Annotated in this window: 17 protein-coding genes and 1 pseudogene; 13 read left to right on the top strand and 5 right to left on the bottom strand. The window is 70.0% G+C overall.

Annotated elements, in window-relative coordinates; genetic code table 11:
- Positions 1-426: 426 nt before the first annotated feature.
- Positions 427-1,731, top strand: a complete 1,305-nt coding sequence (locus FVA80_RS16755; protein WP_147908900.1) for a nucleotide disphospho-sugar-binding domain-containing protein — start codon at positions 427-429, stop codon at positions 1,729-1,731.
- 330 nt (positions 1,732-2,061) lie between these two features.
- Here FVA80_RS16755 and FVA80_RS30590 read toward each other — a convergent pair whose 3' ends face one another.
- Both FVA80_RS30590 and FVA80_RS16745 read right to left on the bottom strand, forming a co-directional pair.
- A complete protein-coding gene (locus FVA80_RS30590; protein ID WP_187193388.1) occupies positions 2,062-2,946 on the bottom strand; it encodes a phytochelatin synthase family protein in 885 nt (294 codons plus the stop codon).
- 310 nt (positions 2,947-3,256) lie between these two features.
- A pseudogene (locus tag FVA80_RS16745) lies at positions 3,257-3,346 on the bottom strand (cytochrome b); the annotation flags it as partial.
- A gap of 616 nt (positions 3,347-3,962) precedes the next feature.
- Between FVA80_RS16745 and FVA80_RS16735 the strand changes: the two are divergent.
- Genes FVA80_RS16735 through FVA80_RS16705 form a run of 7 tightly spaced genes read left to right on the top strand, consistent with a single transcriptional unit; the run spans position 3,963 to position 12,150 of the window.
- A complete protein-coding gene (locus FVA80_RS16735; RefSeq protein WP_147908899.1) occupies positions 3,963-5,600 on the top strand; it encodes an amidohydrolase in 1,638 nt (545 codons plus the stop codon).
- Positions 5,597-6,589: a GTP-binding protein gene (locus FVA80_RS16730; protein WP_147908898.1), complete on the top strand. Its 993-nt coding sequence runs from the start codon at positions 5,597-5,599 to the stop codon at positions 6,587-6,589. Before FVA80_RS16735 ends, FVA80_RS16730 begins: the two co-directional genes overlap by 4 nt.
- Positions 6,580-8,199 (top strand): ABC transporter substrate-binding protein, encoded by a 1,620-nt coding sequence (locus FVA80_RS16725; RefSeq protein ID WP_147908897.1) that lies wholly within the window; start codon positions 6,580-6,582, stop codon positions 8,197-8,199. Before FVA80_RS16730 ends, FVA80_RS16725 begins: the two co-directional genes overlap by 10 nt.
- Positions 8,196-9,179 (top strand): ABC transporter permease, encoded by a 984-nt coding sequence (locus FVA80_RS16720; protein ID WP_147908896.1) that lies wholly within the window; start codon positions 8,196-8,198, stop codon positions 9,177-9,179. Before FVA80_RS16725 ends, FVA80_RS16720 begins: the two co-directional genes overlap by 4 nt.
- Positions 9,176-10,099, top strand: a complete 924-nt coding sequence (locus FVA80_RS16715; RefSeq protein WP_147908895.1) for an ABC transporter permease — start codon at positions 9,176-9,178, stop codon at positions 10,097-10,099. The genes FVA80_RS16720 and FVA80_RS16715 overlap by 4 nt, the downstream gene beginning before the upstream one ends.
- Positions 10,100-10,102: 3 nt before the next feature.
- Positions 10,103-11,098 carry an ABC transporter ATP-binding protein gene (locus FVA80_RS16710; protein WP_147908894.1) on the top strand — a complete coding sequence of 332 codons (996 nt, stop codon included), beginning with the start codon at positions 10,103-10,105 and terminating at the stop codon, positions 11,096-11,098.
- Positions 11,095-12,150, top strand: coding sequence for an ABC transporter ATP-binding protein (locus FVA80_RS16705; RefSeq protein WP_246691987.1), 1,056 nt, complete (start codon positions 11,095-11,097; stop codon positions 12,148-12,150). Before FVA80_RS16710 ends, FVA80_RS16705 begins: the two co-directional genes overlap by 4 nt.
- 99 nt (positions 12,151-12,249) lie before the next feature.
- On the opposite strand, the gene FVA80_RS16700 is transcribed toward FVA80_RS16705, so the two are convergent.
- Both FVA80_RS16700 and FVA80_RS16695 read right to left on the bottom strand, forming a co-directional pair.
- The gene (locus FVA80_RS16700) at positions 12,250-13,638 is read right to left on the bottom strand and encodes an FAD-binding oxidoreductase (RefSeq protein ID WP_187193386.1); all 1,389 of its coding nucleotides are present in this window, start codon (positions 13,636-13,638) and stop codon (positions 12,250-12,252) included.
- Between the two features lie 12 nt (positions 13,639-13,650).
- Positions 13,651-14,049, bottom strand: a complete 399-nt coding sequence (locus FVA80_RS16695) for a nuclear transport factor 2 family protein (RefSeq protein WP_147908893.1) — start codon at positions 14,047-14,049, stop codon at positions 13,651-13,653.
- A 260-nt stretch (positions 14,050-14,309) separates the two neighbouring features.
- Between FVA80_RS16695 and tauA the strand changes: the two genes are divergently transcribed.
- The 5 genes from tauA to FVA80_RS16670 all read left to right on the top strand — a co-directional run bounded on the left by tauA (position 14,310) and on the right by FVA80_RS16670 (position 19,425).
- On the top strand, positions 14,310-15,347 hold the full coding sequence (tauA, locus tag FVA80_RS16690; RefSeq protein ID WP_147908892.1) for a taurine ABC transporter substrate-binding protein: 1,038 nt from the start codon (positions 14,310-14,312) through the stop codon (positions 15,345-15,347).
- 24 nt (positions 15,348-15,371) lie between these two features.
- Entirely contained in the window at positions 15,372-16,163 is a 792-nt protein-coding gene (locus FVA80_RS16685; protein WP_147957848.1) for an ABC transporter ATP-binding protein, read from the top strand.
- Entirely contained in the window at positions 16,160-16,999 is an 840-nt protein-coding gene (locus tag FVA80_RS16680; protein WP_147911008.1) for an ABC transporter permease subunit, read from the top strand. The genes FVA80_RS16685 and FVA80_RS16680 overlap by 4 nt, the downstream gene beginning before the upstream one ends.
- Positions 17,000-17,114: 115 nt before the next feature.
- On the top strand, positions 17,115-18,635 hold the full coding sequence (locus FVA80_RS16675) for an aldehyde dehydrogenase family protein (RefSeq protein ID WP_147957847.1): 1,521 nt from the start codon (positions 17,115-17,117) through the stop codon (positions 18,633-18,635).
- A 4-nt stretch (positions 18,636-18,639) separates the two neighbouring features.
- On the top strand, positions 18,640-19,425 hold the full coding sequence (locus tag FVA80_RS16670; protein ID WP_147908155.1) for a sulfite exporter TauE/SafE family protein: 786 nt from the start codon (positions 18,640-18,642) through the stop codon (positions 19,423-19,425).
- Here the strand turns inward: FVA80_RS16670 and FVA80_RS16665 are convergent.
- Positions 19,399-20,904: a PLP-dependent aminotransferase family protein gene (locus tag FVA80_RS16665; RefSeq protein WP_147908154.1), complete on the bottom strand. Its 1,506-nt coding sequence runs from the start codon at positions 20,902-20,904 to the stop codon at positions 19,399-19,401. The two genes, FVA80_RS16670 and FVA80_RS16665, sit on opposite strands and share 27 nt — an antisense overlap.
- Positions 20,905-20,979 lie beyond the last annotated feature (75 nt).

The following is a 20,979-nucleotide window of genomic DNA, read 5'->3' as shown; positions in this document are numbered from 1 at the left end:
AGCGTCCGCCTTCGCGATGCTGCCGGGCTTGGATGGACGGCGACATCGGGCGCGAAACCGAAGGGCCGGTGTTACGCCGAGTGGCGATCCAGCATCGCGTAGTCTGGCCGGAAGTGGCCTGTCCGCTTCGAAGCAGAAACGCGGACGGCCCATCCTCGCCATGATGCGATCAGGACATGGCGTTGCGTGCGATTTGGAAGGCGGACGATTGCTCAGAGGAACGCCATAGCCGACGCAAGGCAGCGGCGAATGCCCGACCGTCCGACGTTACGCCTGTAACCTTATCGCCGACGGGCGAAACGCTGCGGTCATGCGCAAGGCGCAGACACCCGGTCAGGAGCAGGGACCGTCGTTCACCACCGAGCACGGAACAGTGCAGCGCGTGCGACCGACCAGAACCTGCTTTGTCGCCGTCACGGGTCCTCCATGAAAATCCTCTTTGCCGCTACGCCGGCCGCCGGCCACCTGAATCCGCTGCTGGCCATCGCGCGCATGGCCTTGGCGCGCGGCGACGAGGCGCTGGTGGCCACGGCCGGGTACCTCCGCCCGTCCGTCGAAAAGTCCGGTGCCCGCTTCCTGCCGCTCGCCGCCGGCGCTGACATCGACCTCACGCGGATCGAGGACGTGTTACCCGAGCGCGCAAATCTACCCCCGGGCCCGGAGCAGCTCCGCTACAATTTCGAGCGTATCTTCCTCGACCCGATGCGGGCTCAGGCCGAGACGCTGCGCAGGATCATCGCGTCCGAGCGCCCCGACATCATCGTCGTGGACAATCTGTTCTTCGGCGCGACGGCCCTGTTCCTGGACGAGGGGACACCCCGGCCACCGATCGTCGCCTGCAGCATCACGATCCTGGTGGCCGACAGGCCGGATGGAGCTCCGACCATGATCGGGTTGCCGCCGGCACGCGACGAGGCCGCGCGCGCGGCATACGCGGCCATCGCCATCGAAGCCGAACGTCTATTCGGTGCGCCGGTCCGCGCTTACGCGGATGCCAAACTTGCCGAGATGGGCCTGCCGCCGTTGCCGTGCTCGGTGCTGCATTCGCGCCATCTCATGGCCGACGCCGTCCTTCAGACGACCGTACCGGCGTTCGAGTACGATTTCGGGCGGCTGCCCGACCACGTCCGGTTCGTAGGCGCCCTGCCCCCTCCGCCTCAGCGGGACGCTGCCCTGCCGGACTGGTGGGGCGAACTCGACGGGTCCAAGCAGGTCGTGCTCGTAACCCAGGGGACAGTCGCCAACGCCGATCTCGGCGAGCTGATCGAGCCGACCCTATCGGCGCTCGGCACGCGCGACGACCTGCTGGTGCTCGTCACCACCGGCCTCCGACCGATCGGGAACGTGCGCGGACCGATCCCGAAGAACGCTCGTCTTGCCGAGTTCCTCGATTTCGCGGCGCTCCTGCCGAAGGTCGACGTGCTGGTCACCAATGGCGGTTACGGGACTGTGCAGCTGGCTCTTCAAGCCGGCGTACCGATCGTGGCAGCGGGGCGCACCGAGGACAAGGCTGAGGTCGGCGCCCGGGTGGCGTGGTCGGGCGTAGGCCTCGAGATCCCGTCGCAGCGGCCGGAGGCTCGAGACCTGCGCGTGGCGGTCGAGCGGGTCCTGACCGTGCCCTCCTTCGTCGAGCGCGCGCGGTCGATCGCGGCGGATATGGCGGCGATCGATACGTCGGCAGTGATCCTTGGAACGCTGGACCGCCTCGTCGCCGAATCCAAGGCGACCTGATCCGGTCCGAGATTCCCGGCACCACGAGACATCGTCTCTGCCCTGACGGAGGCACGCCGGCGACGCCGGAGCGGCCATCGAAGGGCCGTGAGCCCGTCAGGGCGGGACGGCCGCCCGTTCGGGACCCGGCGTCCCGGCGCGTGGCCTTCCCCACAAACCGGTGGTGCTGCGCTTGCAGGGTTGGCGACGGGCCGCCCCGTTTCCCCGAATGCTGACCGGAAGCGCCCAGAGGCGATCGCGCGGCATCCGCCGGCATTCCCCCGTCGACCGTCCTCCCGCACGCTCGCAGCGACGGTTTTGACGCCGGCCCTCGATCGGCGCGTCTCTGCCTCAATGCCCGGTCGTATCGACGATCAGCAACCCGCGCGTCTTGCCCGAGGTGCTGTCGCGCGTCGCGACGGCGCGCCACAGGCGCTCGCTGTCGACCAGGAACGGCCGGTAGTCGCCGTTGACATCGCCGACAAAGACGAGGTCCGCGTCCGGCAGATATCCGAGGATCGGCGAGAAATGCCCGGCGCCGCGTCCGAACAAGGGGCCGCGATGGAAGTTGACGACCAGCCGCTTGTCGGGGTCGTTGCCGCCCTTCATCAGATCGCGGAACGCCGGCAACGTGAGATCGCGCACGACATGGACCGGGCGGTCGAGCCGCCTTCGCATCAGGTCGGCCAGCTCGTCCAGCGTCAGCCCATTCACGAGCACGCCGAACCAGGGCTGGAACGCCGTCCCCCGGAGCACGTCGGCTTGCGAGAAGTCGACGCCGAGGGAGCGGAGCAGGTTCGCCACAGTGGCAGGACCGCAGAAGCTCGGATTGCTCTGGTACTCGTAAGGCCGTCTCCGGTAAGCCGCCGCCACCGGTAAGGCCCAGGCCCGCGCCAGCAGCGCAGGATCATGAAAGTCCGGCCGCGTGGCGATCGACGTGACGGACGCGTAGGCGTTCGGCCTGAGGAGACGCGGGCCGACGCTGGCCGCGCCGGCCAGGAGAACGGCCGATCCGAGGAATGCGGCCACACGGCGCTTCCAGACCCGGTCTCGACGAACCTGTTCGGCAACCATGCGGAGGAATCCCGATCCCTTTGAGATTGCGCCCGGCCGCTCTGAGGCCAGGGCGATGGCGAACAGGCGCAGGACGACGCGCGCGCCGCGCACGGGCTGAACCGCGCCGATCCGCGCCGCGCCGGATGTCGCAGACCGGCGCGCCTCGACGATCGCGCGCATGAAATCCTGTTGGTGCAGCCGCCGCCGCTTCGAGGTTCGGGATGTCTTCCGGTCCGAAGGTGAAGCTCGGCAGTCGGGAGCCTTCGTAGGCGAGGTGCGTGAGGCGGGGGATGCCCCCCATGCGGCGGACCGAGGATGTCGGCGCGAGGACCCTCGGATGCCGAAGCTACACGATCATGTCGGACGTGGAGCCGATGGTTACCGTTATAACACGCGGTCCGCCGGGGAGTCGGCTGCGTGCCGAAGGACACGTCCGGCGCGCACCGGACGCGCGCGTCAGATGTTCCGGCATCGCGCGGTGAGCCGAGCGGCGGTGCAGCGCGGCCAGCACGTGGTAGTCGGCGAGCGCGGTCACCATCGCTACGCCGATCAACAGCATCGCCAGGTTCAGGACCGCCATGCTCCAGTGGAGCAGGCGAGCCGGCAGGTTGAAGCGGGTGGAGCGGTCATAGGCCAGCTCCTTGGGCCGTCGCTGCAACTGCAGCACTCGGGGTCTTCGCCTCGCCTGCCCGGCGCGTGAAGGATCGGGAATAGGCAGCTGGGCGGGCGCGCAACAGCGGGTCGTCGGATGGCCCGATTCCGTCTGGCAGGACGAGCGGATCGAAATCGATGTCCCGGCAGTTGCCCGCCTCCTCGGGCGTGCGCACCGGAAAGACCGGGATGGTGTTCACGCCGGTGCGCTATTCCTCCCCGTGTGGGAGCCGAAAGCGCCGGGCGAGGCTTCGCACAGTCGCTTCACCGTTGGCCGCGGGGGGCTGCCCGCCGGCCGGAGCCACCCGCCCCCCGATGGGTGTCACGCAGCCTTCCGGGCGGACTGGATCCCCTTGAGACGAACGAGCCCGAGAAATCGGGCGCCGCGGCATGAGCGAGGACTTCAACGGCGGCGTCCCCATCGCCGCTCGATGCGGGGATTCCGATCTTCGAATTGCGGCACCCTGGCCCCCTTCATACCCGGCGTCTGGCGCTAGCGGCCCCGGAGAACGGCCGACATCTTGGCCGCCGTGCCGAGGACAGCCATGCCGAGCGAGATCACCCTCTTCGAGGCCCGGCGGGTCATCACGATGAACCCATCGCGGCCGTACGCGACGCACGTCGCCGTGCGTGACGGATGCGTGCTGATGGTCGGGACGGAAGACGAGTTCGACGGGCTCGATGCAGTTCCCGATCGGCGTTTTGCCGACAAGGTCATCCTTCCTGGCTTCGTCGAGGGACACGCCCACGTCATGGAGGGCACCCTCTGGCGCCAGACCTATGTCGGGGCCGGCGACCGCCGCAGTCCGGACGGACGCCGCGTGCCGGGCCTGCGCGATATCGGGGCCGTCGTCGCCCGGCTTTCGGACGCGGACCGGTCCATCGCCGACCCGGACCAGCTGCTCTACGGGTGGGGCTTCGATCCGCTGCATCTCGGCGGCGCACGCCTGACCCGGCACGATCTCGATCGGGTCTCCACAACCCGGCCGGTCATGGTCCACCATGCCAGCCTGCACATCACCAACGTCAACAGCCTCCTCTTGGAGATGGCGGGCTTCGACGCCACCACCGCGATCGATGGTGTGCCGAAGCTGGCGGATGGCACCCCGTCGGGCGAGTTGCAGGGCATCGCCGCCCGGCTGCGCCTATTCCGAGCGCTCGGCTACAACCCGATGAGCGGGCATCTCGATTCGGCCGATGTCGCCCGGTTCGGCTCCGCCGCGCAGCTCCAGGGCATCACCACCATCGCGGACCTGCACAACGACCTTACGGAGGCGTCCGTGGCGGTCTATCGGGCCGCCTGCGTCGACGGCCTGCCGGTGCGGATCGTGCCGGCGCTGGCCTCGGTCTCCTGTGCGCCGGAAGAGGGCGTCGCCAAGATCGGCCGCCTCAATGCCGCCAACACCGACCGCCTGCGCTTCGGCATCGTGAAGATCGTCGTCGACGGTTCGATCCAGGGCTTCACCGCCCGGCTCCTGCCGCCCGGCTACCATAACGGCGCACCAAATGGCCTCTGGTACGTCGCCCCGGACGACCTCGACCGGATCGTGGGTGTCTACCACGCCGCCGGCATCCAGCTCCACATCCACACCAACGGCAACGAGGCCACCGAGGCGGCCCTCGACGCGGTCGAGAAGGCGCAGATCGCCCATCCGCGTCCCGACCACCGGCACACGCTCCAGCACTGCCAGATGGCGACCGAGGCACAGCTGCGCCGGATCAAGGCGCTGGGTTTGTGCCTCAACCTGTTCTCGAACCATCTCTATTACTGGGGCGATGCCCACCACGATCTGACCATGGGGCCGGAACGCGCGGCCCGGATCGACGCCGCCGGGAGCGCGGCGCGCCTCGGCATCCCGCTCGCGATCCACTCGGACGCGCCTGTGACGCCACTGGGGCCGCTTTTCACGGCCTGGTGCGCCGTCAACCGGACCACGTCGTCGGGGCGTGTGCTCGGCCCCGACGAACGGCTGAGCGTCGCCGAGGCTCTGCACGCTGTGACGCTGGGGGCCGCCTACACCCTCCGGATGGACCATTGCGTCGGCTCCATCGAAGCCGGGAAGTTCGCCGACTTCGCCGTCCTCGACGCGGATCCGTTCGAGACGCCGCCAGAGACCCTGAAGGACATTCCCGTCCACGCCACGGTACTGGGCGGCCGCGTCTTCGCGGTGCCGTCGGTATGAGGCAGGAGCTTCGCGCCCCCGCGACGCGCTGCCCGCTCACGGTGGTCGGCGGCTTCCTCGGCGCCGGCAAGACGACGCTGCTGAACCGGTTGCTCGCCGGCGCGCAGGGCCGCTACGCAGTGCTAGTCAACGATTTCGGCGCGGTGAACGTCGATGCCGGCCTGATCCGCGACCATGACGGGCAGACTTTGCGGCTGACCAATGGCTGCGTCTGCTGCAGTCTGGCCGACGGCTTCCTCGACACGCTGATGCGCGTGCTCGCCGAGCCCGAACCCTTCGATCACATCGTCATCGAGGCCAGCGGTGTCGGCGATCCCGGCGCCATCGCGGAGATCGCCCTGGTGGAGCCTGGCCTCGTCCTGCGCGGCGTCGTCGTGCTGGTGGATGCCGAGCGCCTGCCCGCCCTCGCCGCCGATCCGCGGATGGGCGACACGATCGCCCGCCAGATCCGCGCGGCCGACATCCTGGTGCTGAACAAGCGCGACCTCGTGGATGCATTCGGCCTCGCGGCGTCGCACGCCACGCTCGCCGCCCTCGCGCCCGCTGTCCCGGTGGTCGATACCGTGGCGGCCGTGCTGCCGGAGGCGCTCTTCGCCCTCGGCGGCGAGGCTCCGGAACTGGTGGGGCGGGGCTCCTCCCGGCTGCGTGCCGAAGCGGTCACGCACGAGGACACGTTCCAGCGCCTGCTCTACCGGCGCACGGGGACGTTCGACCGCGCCGGTCTCGGACGCGCACTCGCCGGCATGCCGACCCCGCTCTTGCGCCTGAAGGGCCGGGTCCGACTGGGCGACGCCTCCGGGATGCACCTGCTTCAGATGGTCGGGCGCCGGTGGAGCCTCTCGCCGCTGCCGGAGGCTGCACAGGGCGGCATCGAACTCGTCGGCATCGCAGCGGCCGACACGGAGGCCGGTCCGACGCTGAGCGACCTCCTCGACGCCGCGCTGCTCCCGCCGCAGATCCCCCACGGAGACCGACTCGGATGCGACTGACCAAACGCACGCTCCTCGGCGCCGGCCTCGCGGTGTTGACCGCCCCCTTGGCCTCCCCGATCCTCGGTTTGCCCGCGGCTTTGGCCGACGACGCGAACTCGCCGTTGGTGATCGGCACCAACCAGGTGCCCCGCCATTTCAACGGCGCGGTGCAGTCCGGTATCGCCACCGGGATGGTCTCGACGCAGATCTTCGCGAGCCCGCTGCGTTACGACGACGCGTGGAACCCGCTTCCCTATCTGGCGAAGTCCTGGGAGGTCGCCCCCGACAACCTCAGCGTGACGCTCCACCTCGTGAGCGATGCCGTGTTCCACGACGGCCATCCGCTGACCTCGGAGGATGTCGCCTTCTCGATCGGGGTGATCAAGGCGAACCACCCGTTCCAGACCATGCTGGAGCCGGTCTCGACCGTGGAGACCCCCGACGCCCATACCGTCGTGATCCGGCTTTCGCGGCCGCATCCTGCGCTGCTGCTGGCCATGTCACCCGGCCTGATGCCGATCCTGCCCAAGCACGTCTACGGCGACGGGCAGGACATCAAGACCCATCCGGCCAACCTGAAGCCGGTCGGATCGGGCCCGTTCAAGTTCGTCGCGTACAAGCAGGGCGAGTCGATCCAGCTCGAGCGGTTCGACAAGTTCTTCATCGCCGGGCGGCCCAAGCTCGCGCGGCTTGTCTACCGAATCTTGCCGGACCAGAACAGCCTCGTCATCGCCACCGAACGGCGCGAGATCGGGATGCTGCCGTTCCTGTCCTCGGTGCGGGACATCGAGCGCCTGAGCAAGGCGCAGACCCTCACGGTGACCGATCGCGGCTTCGAGGGGATCGGCCCGATCAACTGGCTGGCCTTCAATTGCGGGAAGAAGCCGCTCGACGACGTGCGGGTGCGCCGGGCCATCGCTCTTGCCGCCAACCGCGACTTCATCACGGGCAAGCTGCTCGGCGGCGTGGCGAAGCCCGCCACCGGCCCGATCGTGCCGGGCTCGCCGTTCTACGAGCCGGCCGTCGACCCGTACAAGCTCGACATCGCCAAGGCGGAGAGCCTGCTCGACGAGGCCGGGCTGAAGAAAGGGGCCGACGGCACGCGGCTTCAGCTCACCATCGATTACATCCCCAACGACAACGACCAGCAGCGCAACGTCGCCGAATACCTGCGGGCCGGCCTCAAGCGGATCGGCATCGCCCTTCAGGTCCGGGCTGCGCCGGACTTCCCGACCTGGGCGCAGCGCGTCTCGAACTTCGATTTCGACCTGACCATGGACAACGTCTTCAATTGGGGCGACCCCGTGATCGGCGTGGCGCGAACCTACCTGTCGACCAACATTCGCAAAGGCGTAATCTGGTCGAACACCCAGCAATACCAGAATCCAAAAGTCGACGAATTGCTTAACGCGGCCGCAATCGAGACCGACGTCGCCAAGCGCAAGACGCTCTACGATGACTTCCAGAAGATCGTCGTGTCCGATGCGCCGATCGCCTACCTCAACCTCACGCCCTACAAGGCGGTCTACGACAAGCGCCTGACCAATCTGCCGCTGTCGATCTGGGGCCCGCTCTCACCCCTCGACGAGGTCGCCTGGGCGCAAGGCGCCGCGGGAGCCGAGAGATGACGGCTCTGCGCAGCCTCGGTTCGACCGCGCTGAACGCGGTCGGATTGCTGCTCGCCGTCGTGGTGCTGAACTTTTTGCTGATCCAGGCGGCACCCGGTGACCCGGCGCAGGTGATCGCCGGAGAGATGGGTGGTGCTTCGCCGGAGATCATGGCCGAGATCCGCACGCGCTACGGCCTCGATCGCAGCATCCCCGAACAGCTCGCGACCTATGTCGGCAAGGTGGCGAAGGGCGACCTCGGCTACTCGTTCTACTTCAACGAGCCGGTTTCGCGCCTCATCCTCGGCAGGCTGCCAGCCACCGCCCTGCTCGTTCTGAGTTCCCTCGCCCTCGCGGTGCTGATCGGCGCCGGCCTCGGGATCCTGAGCGCGCGCAAACCGAACGGCCTCCTCAGTCACGTCGTCTCGCTGGTGGCGATCGCCGGCAATGCCGCACCGGTCTTCTGGACCGGCCTGATGCTGCTGGTGGTGTTCGCCTCCCTGTGGCCGGTTCTGCCGGTCGCCGGGATGGAGGATGTGGCGACGCCGCGGCGCGGCCTCGCCCACGCCCTCGACGTGGCCGAACATCTGGTCCTGCCGATGCTCACCCTCGGCATCGTCTACGTCGCCCAATACAGCCGTCTGATGCGGGCCAGCATGATCGATGCGCTCAATGCCGACTACGTCCGCACCGCCCGTGCCAAGGGCCTGCCGGAGTGGATCGTGGTCGGCAAGCACGCCCTGCGCAACGCGCTGATCCCGCTCGTCACCATGGTCGGACTCCAGTTCGGACAGCTCTTCGCGGGCGCCATCCTGGTCGAGACCGTGTTCGCTTGGCCGGGACTCGGCCGCCTGACCTTCGACTCGATCCTGCGGCGCGACTACCCGACGCTGCTCGGCATCCTGTTCTGCTCGGCGCTGTTGGTCGTCGCCGCGAACCTTGTCACCGACCTCCTCTATCGCCTGATCGATCCGCGCATCCGTGCCGGGAGGCCCGCATGAACGTCGCCGCCGCGACCGGCTCGACCTTGCCATCGGAGGCGACGCGCCCCGAGGCGGCCCCGCCGATGCCGCGCCCGGCCGTCACGCCCGGGCTCGCCACGCTTCGCCTGTTCCTGCGCAACCCCAGCGGCCTCCTCGGTCTCGCCATCCTGCTCGGCCTCCTGTTCGCCGCGCTGGTCGGACCGCACCTCTACGGGGTCGATCCGTTCGACATCGTCGGCGCCCCGTTCCAGCCGCCCGGCGGCGATCCGCTGCTCGGCACGGACTACCTCGGCCAGGACATCCTGGCGGCCCTGCTGCAGGGCGGTCGCGCGACCCTGCTGGTCGGTTTCTCCGCGGCCCTGATCACCGTGGTGATCGGCGTGACCTTCGGGGCGCTGGCGGGCTTCTTCGGAGGCCGGACCGACACGCTGCTGATGAAGGTCACCGAATTCTTCCAGGTGCTGCCGACCCTGCTGTTCGCGATGGTTCTGGTCACCCTGTTCGGCCAGAGGATCGCCATCACCACGATCGCGATCGGGATCGTCTCCTGGCCGCCCACGGCGCGGCTGACCCGGGCGGAGTTCCTGCGCCTGCGCGGCCTCGACTTCGTCAAAGCCGCGCGGGCGGCCGGGGCCGGACCGCTCTACCTGATCGGCCGGGTGATCCTGCCGAACGCCGCACCGCCGATCGTGGTCTCGGCGACGCTGGCGATCGGCACCGCCGTGCTGTTCGAGGGGGCTCTGAGCTTCCTCGGGCTGGGCGACCCCAACGTGATGAGCTGGGGGCTGATGATCGGCCAGAACCGCGCCTACGCCCTGGAGGCGTGGTGGACGGTGCTGCTGCCCGGGGCGGCGATCTTCCTCGCGGTCCTCGGCGTCAGCCTCGTGGGCGACGCCGTCAACGACGCGGTCAACCCGCGCCTGCGCAAGCGGAGCTGAGCGATGCCCCCCGTCCTCGCAGTCGAAGACCTCACCGTCACCTTGCGGCAGGCCGGAGCCAGCGTGCCGGTGCTGGAGCACCTGAGCTTCTCCGTCGAGGCCGGCCGCACCATCGCGCTGGTCGGCGAATCCGGCTGCGGCAAGAGCATGACCGCGCTGGCGATCATGGGCCTGCTGCCGGAGGGATTCGCCCGTGCCGGCGGTCGCATTCGCCTCGCCGGGGAGGATCTCGCGGCGGCCAAGCCGGCCCGGCTGCGGGCGTTGCGCGGCAGCGCCATGTCGATGATCTTCCAGGAACCGATGACGGCCCTGAACCCGGTCTACACGGTGGGCGACCAGATTGCCGAGGCGCTGCGGCTGCATCAGCGGCTCGGGCGCCGCGACGCCCTGGACCGGGCCCTGGCGATGCTCAGGGCGGTCCAAATCCCGGCCGCCGATCGGCGCCTTCACGCCTACCCGCACGAGCTCTCCGGCGGCATGCGCCAGCGCGTGATGATCGCCATGGCGCTGGCCTGCCGGCCGAAGCTGCTGATCGCCGACGAGCCGACGACGGCGCTGGACGTGACCGTGCAGGCGCAGGTGTTCGATCTGCTGAAGGCCCTCCAGGACGAGATGGGCACCGCCATCGTGCTGATCACCCACGATCTCGGGGCGGTGGCCGACATCGCCGACACGGTGGCGGTACTCTACGCCGGGCGGTGCATCGAGCAGGGCGAGACCCGCGCCGTGATGCGCGCGGCGCAGCATCCCTATACCTACGGGCTGATGGGCTGCACGCCGCACCTGCGCCTCGGCGCAGCGGCGGACGCCGGGACGGGCGCGTTGCGCGAGATCCCAGGCCTCGTCCCTCCGCTCGGCCGTCGACCCGCGATCTGCGCCTTCGCCGACCGCTGCGCGCGGGTCGACGCCACCTGTCTGGACAGTCCCCAGCCGGCCCTGGCCGAAACCGGGTCCGCCCGGGCGGTGGCCTGCTGGCACCCGGAGGCACGAGCGGCATGAGCGGCAAGAGCGGCCAGAGCGGCATGAACGCGAGACCCATCCCGGCCCCGACGGGCGCCGCCATCCTGCAGGTCAACGACCTCAGGGTTCATTTTCCGGTCCCGGGTCGCGGCGGCTCGCGGGTACACGCGGTCGATGGCGTAAGCTTCGTCGTGCGTCGCGGCGCGAGCTTCGGCATCGTCGGAGAGTCCGGATCAGGCAAATCCACCACAGCGCAGGGCATCATGCGCCTCGTTCCGGCGACCGCCGGCCACGTCGTCCTCGACGGCGAGGACATCCTCGGCCTCCGGGGCGCCCGGTTGCGGCAGGCGCGCCGCCACATCCAGATGGTGTTCCAGGACCCGTTCGCGTCGCTCGATCCCCGCCGCTGTGCCGGCGACCTCGTGGCCGAGCCGCTCCGGCTGCTGGAGGGGCTGTCGCGCAAGCAGGCCGCGGCGCGGCTCGACGCGCTGTTCGCCGCGGTGGGCCTGCGACCGGAGGCCAAAAGCCTGTTCCCGCATCAGTTCTCGGGGGGGCAACGCCAGCGCCTGTGCATCGCCCGGGCCCTGGCGACCGAGCCCGACATCATCGTCTGCGACGAGGCGGTCTCGGCCCTCGACGTCGCCATCCAGGCGCAGATCCTCAACCTCCTGGCCAGGCTCCAGGCCGAGCGAGGACTCGCCTACATCTTCATTTCGCACGATCTCGGCGTGGTGCAGCACCTCTGCGACGAGGTCGCGGTGATGTATCTCGGCCGGATCGTCGAGCAGGCGCCGACGCGGACGTTCTTCTCCGCCCCGCGCCACCCCTATAGCTGGTCGCTGATCTCGGCGGCGGTGCCGGCCGGTCCGGCACGGGAGGCCCTGAAGGCCCGCTACCTCGTGCGCGGCGAGCCGCCGAGCCCGATCGATCCGCCCGCGGGCTGCCGGTTCGCCGGGCGCTGTCCGTTCGCGGTCGAGCGGTGCAGGGCCGAGGATCCGGCCCTGCTCGCGACGGGCCACGGTCACTACGTCGCCTGTCACCGTGTCGGCGAGATCGAGGCGCCGAACTTCGATCAGGCACAGGCTGCCTGACCATCCGGCGGTACCTCCCGACATGACAAGGGCCGCCCCGAACCGACCGGGCGGCCCATCCGAAGAGGGCCGGGTTATCCGTTCCCGCAGACAGCCGGGTCAGGCCGCCTCGTCGCGGTGGTGGTACCAGCGATACAACATCCGCTGCCCGAGACGCCGGAATGGCGCGAACGGGTGGCTCGGCAAGGATCCCTCGAAGATCGGCAGACCCGCGAGCTTGCGACCTGCCACCAGCCCGGCGAGCCGGCGGCCAGCCTGAGCGGAGAACGAGACGCCGTTGCCGCCATAGCCCAGGGCGTAGAACAGCGGCTGGTCCGGCTCCGGCTGAACGATCCGGGGCATCATGTCGTGGCTGACATCGACCCAGCCCCACCAGGAATAGTCGATCGCAATGCCTTCGAGCGCCGGGAATTTCTGGTGCAGGCCATCGACCAGGAGGCGGAGGTGGCGCGGGTTGGTCGCGTCCGCCCCGGTGATGGCGCTGCGGCTGCCGATCTGGACCCGGTTGTCGGGTAGCCGGCGGTAGTAGAAGCGCAGGGTGCGGGTGTCCGTGACGAAGGTGGTGGTCCGCAACGTCGCGGCGATCTCGTCCTGCGTCAGCGGGCGGGTGACCAGGGAATTGGACAGGATCGGCATGATCCGGCTGCGCAGGCGTGGGTGCAGTCCCTGGCTGGTGTAGCCCCCCGTGGCGATCGCGACTGCACGGGCCCGAACGGTTCCGTGGGGGGTGCGCACCCGGAATCCGGCGCCGTCGCGGTCGATCCCGAGCACCGGGCTGGCGGGGTGGATCCGCGCGCCCGCCGCCCGCGCGGCCCGGAGATACCCGAAGGCGAACTTCGCCGGGTGGATGCCGATACCCAACGGCTCATGGAGTGCACCGACCGCCCCGGCCTCGTCGAGCCAGTCGCGCCGCAACTCGTCCGGGCCGAGCATCCGGGTGCGATACCCGAACACCGCGTTGGCGACCTCGCATTCGGCTGCCAGCTTGGCGAAGGTGCGCGCCCGATGGGCGACGTAGATGTGGCCGCCAGGCTGCGGATCGGGGTCGAATTCGCGGACGAGGTCGGAGAAGTATGAGAACCCGTCCTGGATCTCGGCGTGGAGCCGGAGCGCGGTCTCCCGACCGTAGCGGGCGATCCATTGCGAGCGGCTGAGCCGGCCCGACGCGTTCTGGCCCTGGCCCCCGTTGCGGGTGCTGCAGCCCCACGCAACCCGGTTGGCCTCCAGCACGGTGGCTTTGATGCCGTGATCGCGGGCGAGGCTGAGGGCGCAGGACAGGCCGGTGAAGCCCGAGCCGACGATCACCACGTCGGCATCGACGTCGCCCGTGATCGGGCCGTCATCCTCCGGCGGAGGGCCGGCGGTGGCCACCCAGTAGGTCGGCGCGTAGGCGCGGTTCGTGCCAGGGGTCGCGCTGGTCAGGGGATCGTAGGTCGGATCGTAGGGCGCGCCGGTCGGGCGTGGCACGGGATCGGGGGTCAGGCTCACGGTCCGCCTCCCTCAGGCCGCCTGGACCGGGCGGTCCTTGCGGAAGGCGCTCTTGCGGGCGATCAGCCTTCCCTCGAACACGAACAGGTCGACCCCCTCCACGGCGACCCGGCCGCCATCGGCCCGGGTGCCGGTGAACAGCCATTCCGACGTGGCGCGCTCCCCCGCCAGGGTGTGGCGGGTGACCGTCCAGGCCACGTCCGGCATGTCGGTCCAGACGGCCACGAAGGCCGCCCGCACCGCGTCCTGGCTGGTCAGCCGGCGCCCGTGCGCCTCCGGGCCGGCGGCGGTATCGAACACCACGTTCGGCGTGAAGCAGGCCATCACCCCGTCCGCATCGTGGCGGTTGAAGGCTTCGAACAGGCTGTCGAGCACCGCGTGGCGCTCCGCTTCGGTCGTCGTTTCATTCATGGAACCGCACTCCCCTGGCTCGCCCGCGGGCGGCTGTCGTCGCCACGACCTAGCGCCGGCGCCGTCAGCCTCGCGAGGTCCAGAGCGGTGTCAACGACGCATCCAGTTGGCCGGCCCTGGGGAGCGACCGGCGCGGGGGAGCCATGCGGGGGGAGATTTAGGCATCGTCTGGCCCCTTGTGCACGGAGCTTGCCTTGTCGGACCCTCCGGTCGGACCGCTCATCGGGAGCGATTCGGGGTCCCGGAGGGGATGAATGCTCATGGACAGCGTACAATCGCGACCAAAAGCCCGCCCCGCCGCGCGAGCAATCTTAGCCGCTCTGGCGGCCCTGGCACCGCTGTTCCTCGGCATCCTCTCGCCTGACCCCGCCCTGGCCGCCGAGAAATCCGTCACCTTCGCGCACCAGGACATGGTGGTCCCGTTCCGGGCCCTGATGGCCTCGGGCGCCATCGAGAAGGTCACCGGCTACACCGTGACGTGGCGTAAGTTCGGCGGCGGCGGCGACGTGATTCGCGCCATGGCGTCGGGCAACGTCCAGATCGGAGAGGCGGGGTCGAGCCCGATCGCTGCGGCGGCCTCCCAGGGACTCGACATCCAGCTCTTCTGGATTCTCGACGAGATCGCCGACGCCGAGCAGCTTGTCGCGCGCAACGGCAGCAGCGTCAAAACCGTGGCCGACCTGCGTGGCAAGACCGTCGCGGTGCCGTTCGTCTCGACATCCCACTATCAGCTGATCGCCGCGCTGGCGGAGGCCGGGCTGAGCCAGAAGGACGTGACGATCCTCAACATGCGGCCGCCCGAGATCGCCGCCGCCTGGGAGCGCGGCGACATCGATGCGACCTTCATCTGGGACCCTGTGCTGGCCCGCGTGAAGAAGTCCGGCACGGTGCTAATTTCGGCGGGCGACATCGCCCGCAAAGGCAAGGCGACCTTCGACGGCCTCGTGGTCGACCGGGCCTGGGCGGCACAGAACCGGGACTTCCTCGTCACGCTGGTGAAGCTGATCGCGGCCGAGGACGCGGCCTACAGGACTCGGCCGTGGGCTGCCGATTCAAGCGAGGTGAAGGCGGTGGCCAAGATCACCGGTGCGACCCCCGCAGAGGTGCCGGCGAGCCTCGCGAGCTACCGCTTCCCGGCCCTCGACGCGCAGGCCTCCCCGGCCTGGCTTGGCGGCGGGGCCGCCAGGGCCCTGACGGAGACCGCGGAGTTCCTGAAGGCGCAGGGGCGCGTGCAGGCGCTGGCACCCGATTACGGCCGGTTCGTCACCGGCGATTACGTGGCGGCGGCCGGACAATAGCCCGCGGCGAAGCCGGAGAGATCCATGATCGAGATCCGCAACCTCAGCGTCCATTACGGGGAGGGCGAGACCGGCATCGTCGCCCTCTCGCAGGTGAACCTCACGATCCGGCCGGGGGAGTTCGTGGTGGCGCTCGGCGCCTCAGGCTGCGGCAAGACCACCCTGCTCTCGGCGATGGCCGGCTTCCTTGAACCGACCGAGGGTAGCATCCTGCTGGACGGGGTGCCGGTCCGGGGTTCGGGGGCCGACCGGGGGGTGGTGTTCCAGCGCCACGCGCTGATGCCCTGGCTGAGCGTGGCCGAGAACGTGGCCTTCGGTCCCAAGATGCGCGGCGTTGCGCGCCCGGAGCGGCACCGGATCGCCCTCGCCATGCTTGAGCTGGTCGGTCTCGCCGAGTTCGCGGACCGGAAGACCTACGAGCTCTCGGGCGGCATGCAGCAGCGGGTCGGCATCGCCCGGGCGCTGGCCAGTGACCCGCGCGCCCTGCTGATGGACGAGCCGCTGGGCGCCCTGGATGCATTCACGCGCGAGCAGGTCCAGGAGCTGATCCTCCAAGTCTGGCACCGGACCGGCAAGATGGCCTTCTTCATCACGCACGACGTCGAGGAGGCGGTGTTCCTGGCCACCAAGCTCCTGATCATGAGCCCGCGGCCGGGCCGCATCGTCGAGACGATCGACCTGCCCTTTTCGCGCGCGGTCGTGGCCGGGCGGGCGGCGCGGGCGGTCAAGTCGGATCCCGACTTCATCGCCGTGCGCGAGCGCGTGCTCGGGCGCATCCATCACCGGATCGAACCGGCGTTCGGAGGCTCCCGATGAGCGGCCTTCCCCTCGACGCGGCGGTTCCCGAGGCGTCGCGCTCTCGCCCCGGGCGCCGTGGCCGCCGCGACGAGTCGCTGGTGCCGATCATCAGTCTGGCCACCGTGCTGGCCTGCCTCGGTCTCTGGGCGGTCGCGACCCATGTCGGCTGGATCAAACCGCTGTTCCTGCCGCCGCCGGAGGCGGTCCTGACGGCCCTCGGGCAGGCCTGGAACGGCGAACTCGACGGCGCCCCCCTCGGCCTTCACGTGCGCGACAGCCTCTTGCGCGTCCTCGGCGCCTTCGGGCTCGCAACGCTGCTGGGTGTCCCGGCCGGTTTGGCCATGGGCATGAGCCGGATCGCCCGCGGCATCCTCGACCCGCTGATCGAGTTCTACCGGCCGCTGCCGCCGTTGGCCTACCTGCCGCTGATGATCATCTGGTTGGGGATCGGCGAGTTGTCGAAGGTGCTGCTGATCGTCCTGGCCTGCTTCGCCCCGGTGGCCTTGGCGACCCGATCGGGCGTGCTCTCGGCCTCTGTCGACCAGATCAACGCGGCGCGCGCACTCGGGGCGAGCCGCTGGCAAGTGCTCCGCTACGTGGTGTTCCCGGCCGCGATGCCGGAGATCCTGATCGGCCTGCGGATCGGCATGGGCGTCGGCTGGACCACCCTGGTCGCCGCCGAGATGGTGGCGGCCCAGGCCGGGCTCGGCCAGCTCGTCCTCAACGCCTCGAACTTCCTGCGCACCGACGTGGTGGTGATGGGCATCCTGCTGATCGGCCTGTTCGCAGCCCTTTTCGAGTTCGGCCTGCGGCGGCTCGAACGCGCGCTGGTGCCCTGGAAGGGCAAGGCCTGACGGCGCCTGGATAGTGCCCTGGTCCGCTCACTCGCCGCCGCCTGGACCTGTCGCGGCGCCCGCACCGGTTTTATCGACGGCGGGACGCCCGAGTCCGATCGCGAGTGACCCGCCCATGTCGAACGAACCCGAGAGCCTGACGCGCGGCAGGGCGCGCCTTCCTGGGAACGCGCGCGACCTCCTGGCCTCGCTTGCGGGACGCCACCTGATCGGGAACGCGCTGGTGGGCCCGGTGGACGGCACATGCCTGACTGTTCTCGATCCGGCGACCGGCGACGCACTGGGGCAGGCGCCGGCGGCCGGCCCGGCGGATGTCCAGGCGGCGGTCGCGGCCGCCCGCGCCGCCGGAAAGGCCTGGGCGCGGGTGCCGGCGCGCGAGCGCGGGCGGCTGGTCGCCGAGGGCGGGCGCCGGATCGCGGCGGCGTCCCCGGACCTCGCCCCGCTCCTCGCCGCCGAGACCGGCAAGGCGATCCGCACCGAATGCCGACCCGAGATCGCCACCGCCGCCGACATCCTCGCGATGTTCGGCGGCCTCGCCACGGAACTCAAAGGCGAGACGCTGCCGTTCAGCCCGGACATGCTGGCGCTGACCACCCGGGAGCCCCTGGGCGTGGTGGCGGCGATCCTGCCCTGGAATGTGCCCCTCGTGCTGATGGCGCTCAAGATCGGCCCGGCCCTGGTGGCGGGCAACACCGTGGTGGTGAAGGCCTCCGAGGAGGCTCCCTTCGCGACGATCGAGGCCGCGCGCCTGCTGGCGGAGCTCCTGCCGCCCGGCGTCCTCAACGTGATCTGTGGCACCGGAGCCGGATGCGGGGCGCCGCTGGTCCGCCACCCCGACGTCGCCAAGGTCACCTTTACGGGCTCGCAGGCGGTGGGTGAGGCGATCTACCGGGAGGCCGCCGACAAGCTGATCCCGGTGAGCTTGGAGCTCGGCGGCAAGAGCCCGATGCTGGTCTTCGCCGACGCCGATCTCGACCGGGCCGTCGCGGGCGCAGTGGCCGGCATGCGCTTTACCCGCCAGGGTCAGAGCTGCACCGCGTCGAGCCGGATCTACGTCGATGCGGACCTGCACGACCCGTTCGTGGAGCGGCTGGCCGCTGCCGTCTCGAACCTCCGGATGGGCGACCCGCTCGACGAGGCGACCGATATCGGCACCGTCATCAACGCCCGGCAGCGTGCCAAGATCATGGACTACATCGCGCAGGGCGAGGCGACCCCGGGCGCGCAGGCCGTGCGTTGCGGAACCCTCCCCGAAGCGGCGGAGCTCGCCGGAGGCCTCTTCGTCGAGCCGGTCCTGTTCACCGGTCTTACCGAGGACAGCCCGCTCATGCGCGACGAGATCTTCGGGCCGGTCGCCTGCATCGTGCCGTTCTCCGACGAGGAGGCCGTTCTGGAGGCGGCGAATGCCGGGGATTTCGGCCTCGCCGCGACAGTGTGGACCACCGACCTGCGTCGTGCGCTGCGAGTGTCGCACGCGCTCGATGCAGGCTATGTCCAGGTCAATCAGAACCTGACGATCCAGCCGAACCTGAGTTACGGCGGGTTCAAGAAGTCCGGCCTCGGCAAGGAAGCCTCCCTCGAGGCGATGCTGGAGCATTTCACCCGCAAGAAGACAATCGTGGTCGACATGCGCTGAGGCGATGGAAGCCGTTCCCGCCCTGCTGGCGGCCGCGCCCCAGCCGGGGACCCTGGTCGCCATCGCGGCGGCGGTCTTCGCGGCGGCGTTGATCCGCGGCTTCACGGGCTTCGGATTCGCCCTGGCGGCCGTGCCGCTGCTGGGCTTCTCGCTGCCGCCGAGCCAATGCGTCCCGCTCGCCGTCGCCCTTCAGTTCTGCGCAAGCCTGTCCGACCTGCCCCGGGCGCGCCGGACCTGCCACTGGCCCTCGCTCGGCTGGCTCGTCGCCGGTGCGGTGGTCGGATCGCCGCTGGGCGTGGCCGCGCTCGCAGCGGCGAGCCCCGACGTCGCGCGGCTCGGCATCGCGCTGATCTGCGGTGGGGGAACCGTCGCGCTGGTGCGGGGCTTCCGTTTCGTGGTGCTGCCCCGCGGCGGCGCGACGCTGGTGGTCGGGCTGGCGGCCGGCCTGTGCAACGGGCTCGCGGCGATGCCCGGCCCGCCCGTGGTCGCCTATTATCTCGCGACGCCGCTCTCGCCTCAGCAGGGGCGCGCCTCGTTGCTGGTGTTCTTCCTCGCCACGTCGATCGCCAGCGCCGTCAGCCTCGCGACCGCGGGCCTCCTCGGGGTATCCCTGGCGATCCCGGTGGCGATCGGCATCCCGCTCATCGTCGCCGGAAGCCGCGTCGGCGAGGCGCTCCTCCAGCGCGGCGCCGGCCGCGGCCATCGGGCGTTGTCGATCCTGCTCCTCTGTACCGTGGCGATCACGAGCGTGGTGCAGGCGGTCTCAGACCTGCTCGGCCATCCTCTGTGACAGCGGAGCGCCCGCCGGGCCGATCAGCTCCGACAGGTGGGTGAGCCCCGCCTCGATCCGATCGGTGCGGATCGAGGCGAAGCCCAGCCGGAAACAAGCCCGGCCGGCATCCGGATCGGCGAAGAAGATGTCGCCCGGCTCGATCAGGACGCCGCGGGCACGGGCGCGCAGACTGAGATCCCGGGCATCGAGGCCTGCCGGTCCCTTCATCCAGAAGCTTGTGGCTCCCGGATCGCGCCGCCAGCTGAACCGGGGCATGAGGCGGGGCAGCAAACCGGCAATGCGCGACGCGCGCTCCTCCAGCACGCTGGCTGTCCGGCGGAGGTGCGTGCGGTAATGCCCGAGCGCCACGAACATCGCGGTGGCGCGCTGATTGTTCGACGGCGGGTGGCGCAGCATCAGCCGCCGCAGCACGCGCAACTCGGCGATCACGGCCCGGGGTGCCACCACGTAGCCAACGCGCAGGCCCGGGGCCAACACCTTCGAGAAGCTGCCGACATAGACAACGCGCCCGTCTGCATCGAGGCTCTTGAGCGCGGGGATCTCGTCCGCCAGCGCGAGGTCGGCCTCGTAATCGTCCTCCACCAGGACGACGTCGTGGCGCCGCGCGGCCTCCAAGAGGGCGCGGCGTCGCTCCAGCGGCATGACCGCCGTCGTCGGGCACTGATGGCCCACGGTGACGAAGGCGACGCGCCGGCTGGCGAAGGTCGCATCCGGCACGACCCCCTGCCGGTCGATGGCGAGTGTCGCCAGGTCGTCGGTGGCCAGCGTCAGCATGTTGCGGGTATCGGGATAACAGGGGTCCTCGACGCCCGCCGGGGTGTTGCGGCCGACCAGCAGCTGGATCAGCAGCGAAAGCGCCTGTTGCGAGCCGATCGTGACCATCACCTCGTCCGCGCTCGCGAAGATGCCCCGCCGGGGCAGTACCTGCAGGCGCAGCTGATCGACCAGGGCGGGGTCGTCCTCGTCGATCAAGTCGCCCGCCCAGGCGTTGATCTCGGACACGCCGGAGGCGGCCCGCACGCTCTCGCGCCAATCATTGGCCGGGAACAGGGACGGATCGAACTGGCCGAACAGGAAGGGATAGGGGTAGTCGAGCCAGTCCCGGGGCTTGGTGATCTGTCGTAGCCGCGCAGGCCGAAGCGCGAGGCGCTCCGACCAATCGATGGTCCGGCCGCCGGGGGCCGCGGTTGCCTGGGAGACGGCCAGGTCCGGTGCCAGGAAGATGCCGCTGCGTTCGTGGGCGACCAGAAATCCCTCGTCGATCAATTGCTGGTAGGCGTTCACCACCGTGTTCCGGGCAACCCCGAGCAGCGTCGCCAACTGGCGTGTTGACGGTAGTCGGGCCTGCGCGGTGAACAGGCCCCGTTCGATGGCGGTGACGATTGCCCGGCGGATCTGAAAGTGCAGCGCCAAGCCGCTGCGGTCGAGGTCTCCGAACAGCTGCGTCCAGGCGAGCGCTTGGTCTGTGACAGCCATGATTGGTCAGCTCTCGCGTCTGGGGGCAAGCTGGCCCGACGCAAGGATAGCGCCAGCGTGCTGAGACTGACCATC

It is taken from the genome of Methylobacterium sp. WL1 (assembly GCF_008000895.1).
Taxonomy (GTDB): domain Bacteria; phylum Pseudomonadota; class Alphaproteobacteria; order Rhizobiales; family Beijerinckiaceae; genus Methylobacterium.
Note: the sequence above shows the minus strand (reverse complement) of the source record. Positions and strands in the feature narration are given on the sequence as shown.

What these genes read in the sequence shown, in the direction of transcription:
- FVA80_RS16755 (WP_147908900.1), top strand. Translation starts at nt 427, where the DNA reads ATGAAAATCCTCTTTGCCGCTACGCCGGCCGCCGGCCACCTGAATCCG.
- FVA80_RS30590 (WP_187193388.1), bottom strand. Translation starts at nt 2,946, where the DNA reads ATGCGCGCGATCGTCGAGGCGCGCCGGTCTGCGACATCCGGCGCGGCG.
- FVA80_RS16735 (WP_147908899.1), top strand. Translation starts at nt 3,963, where the DNA reads ATGCCGAGCGAGATCACCCTCTTCGAGGCCCGGCGGGTCATCACGATG.
- FVA80_RS16730 (WP_147908898.1), top strand. Translation starts at nt 5,597, where the DNA reads ATGAGGCAGGAGCTTCGCGCCCCCGCGACGCGCTGCCCGCTCACGGTG.
- FVA80_RS16725 (WP_147908897.1), top strand. Translation starts at nt 6,580, where the DNA reads ATGCGACTGACCAAACGCACGCTCCTCGGCGCCGGCCTCGCGGTGTTG.
- FVA80_RS16720 (WP_147908896.1), top strand. Translation starts at nt 8,196, where the DNA reads ATGACGGCTCTGCGCAGCCTCGGTTCGACCGCGCTGAACGCGGTCGGA.
- FVA80_RS16715 (WP_147908895.1), top strand. Translation starts at nt 9,176, where the DNA reads ATGAACGTCGCCGCCGCGACCGGCTCGACCTTGCCATCGGAGGCGACG.
- FVA80_RS16710 (WP_147908894.1), top strand. Translation starts at nt 10,103, where the DNA reads ATGCCCCCCGTCCTCGCAGTCGAAGACCTCACCGTCACCTTGCGGCAG.
- FVA80_RS16705 (WP_246691987.1), top strand. Translation starts at nt 11,095, where the DNA reads ATGAGCGGCAAGAGCGGCCAGAGCGGCATGAACGCGAGACCCATCCCG.
- FVA80_RS16695 (WP_147908893.1), bottom strand. Translation starts at nt 14,049, where the DNA reads ATGAATGAAACGACGACCGAAGCGGAGCGCCACGCGGTGCTCGACAGC.
- tauA (WP_147908892.1), top strand. Translation starts at nt 14,310, where the DNA reads ATGGACAGCGTACAATCGCGACCAAAAGCCCGCCCCGCCGCGCGAGCA.
- FVA80_RS16685 (WP_147957848.1), top strand. Translation starts at nt 15,372, where the DNA reads ATGATCGAGATCCGCAACCTCAGCGTCCATTACGGGGAGGGCGAGACC.
- FVA80_RS16680 (WP_147911008.1), top strand. Translation starts at nt 16,160, where the DNA reads ATGAGCGGCCTTCCCCTCGACGCGGCGGTTCCCGAGGCGTCGCGCTCT.
- FVA80_RS16675 (WP_147957847.1), top strand. Translation starts at nt 17,115, where the DNA reads ATGTCGAACGAACCCGAGAGCCTGACGCGCGGCAGGGCGCGCCTTCCT.
- FVA80_RS16670 (WP_147908155.1), top strand. Translation starts at nt 18,640, where the DNA reads ATGGAAGCCGTTCCCGCCCTGCTGGCGGCCGCGCCCCAGCCGGGGACC.
- FVA80_RS16665 (WP_147908154.1), bottom strand. Translation starts at nt 20,904, where the DNA reads ATGGCTGTCACAGACCAAGCGCTCGCCTGGACGCAGCTGTTCGGAGAC.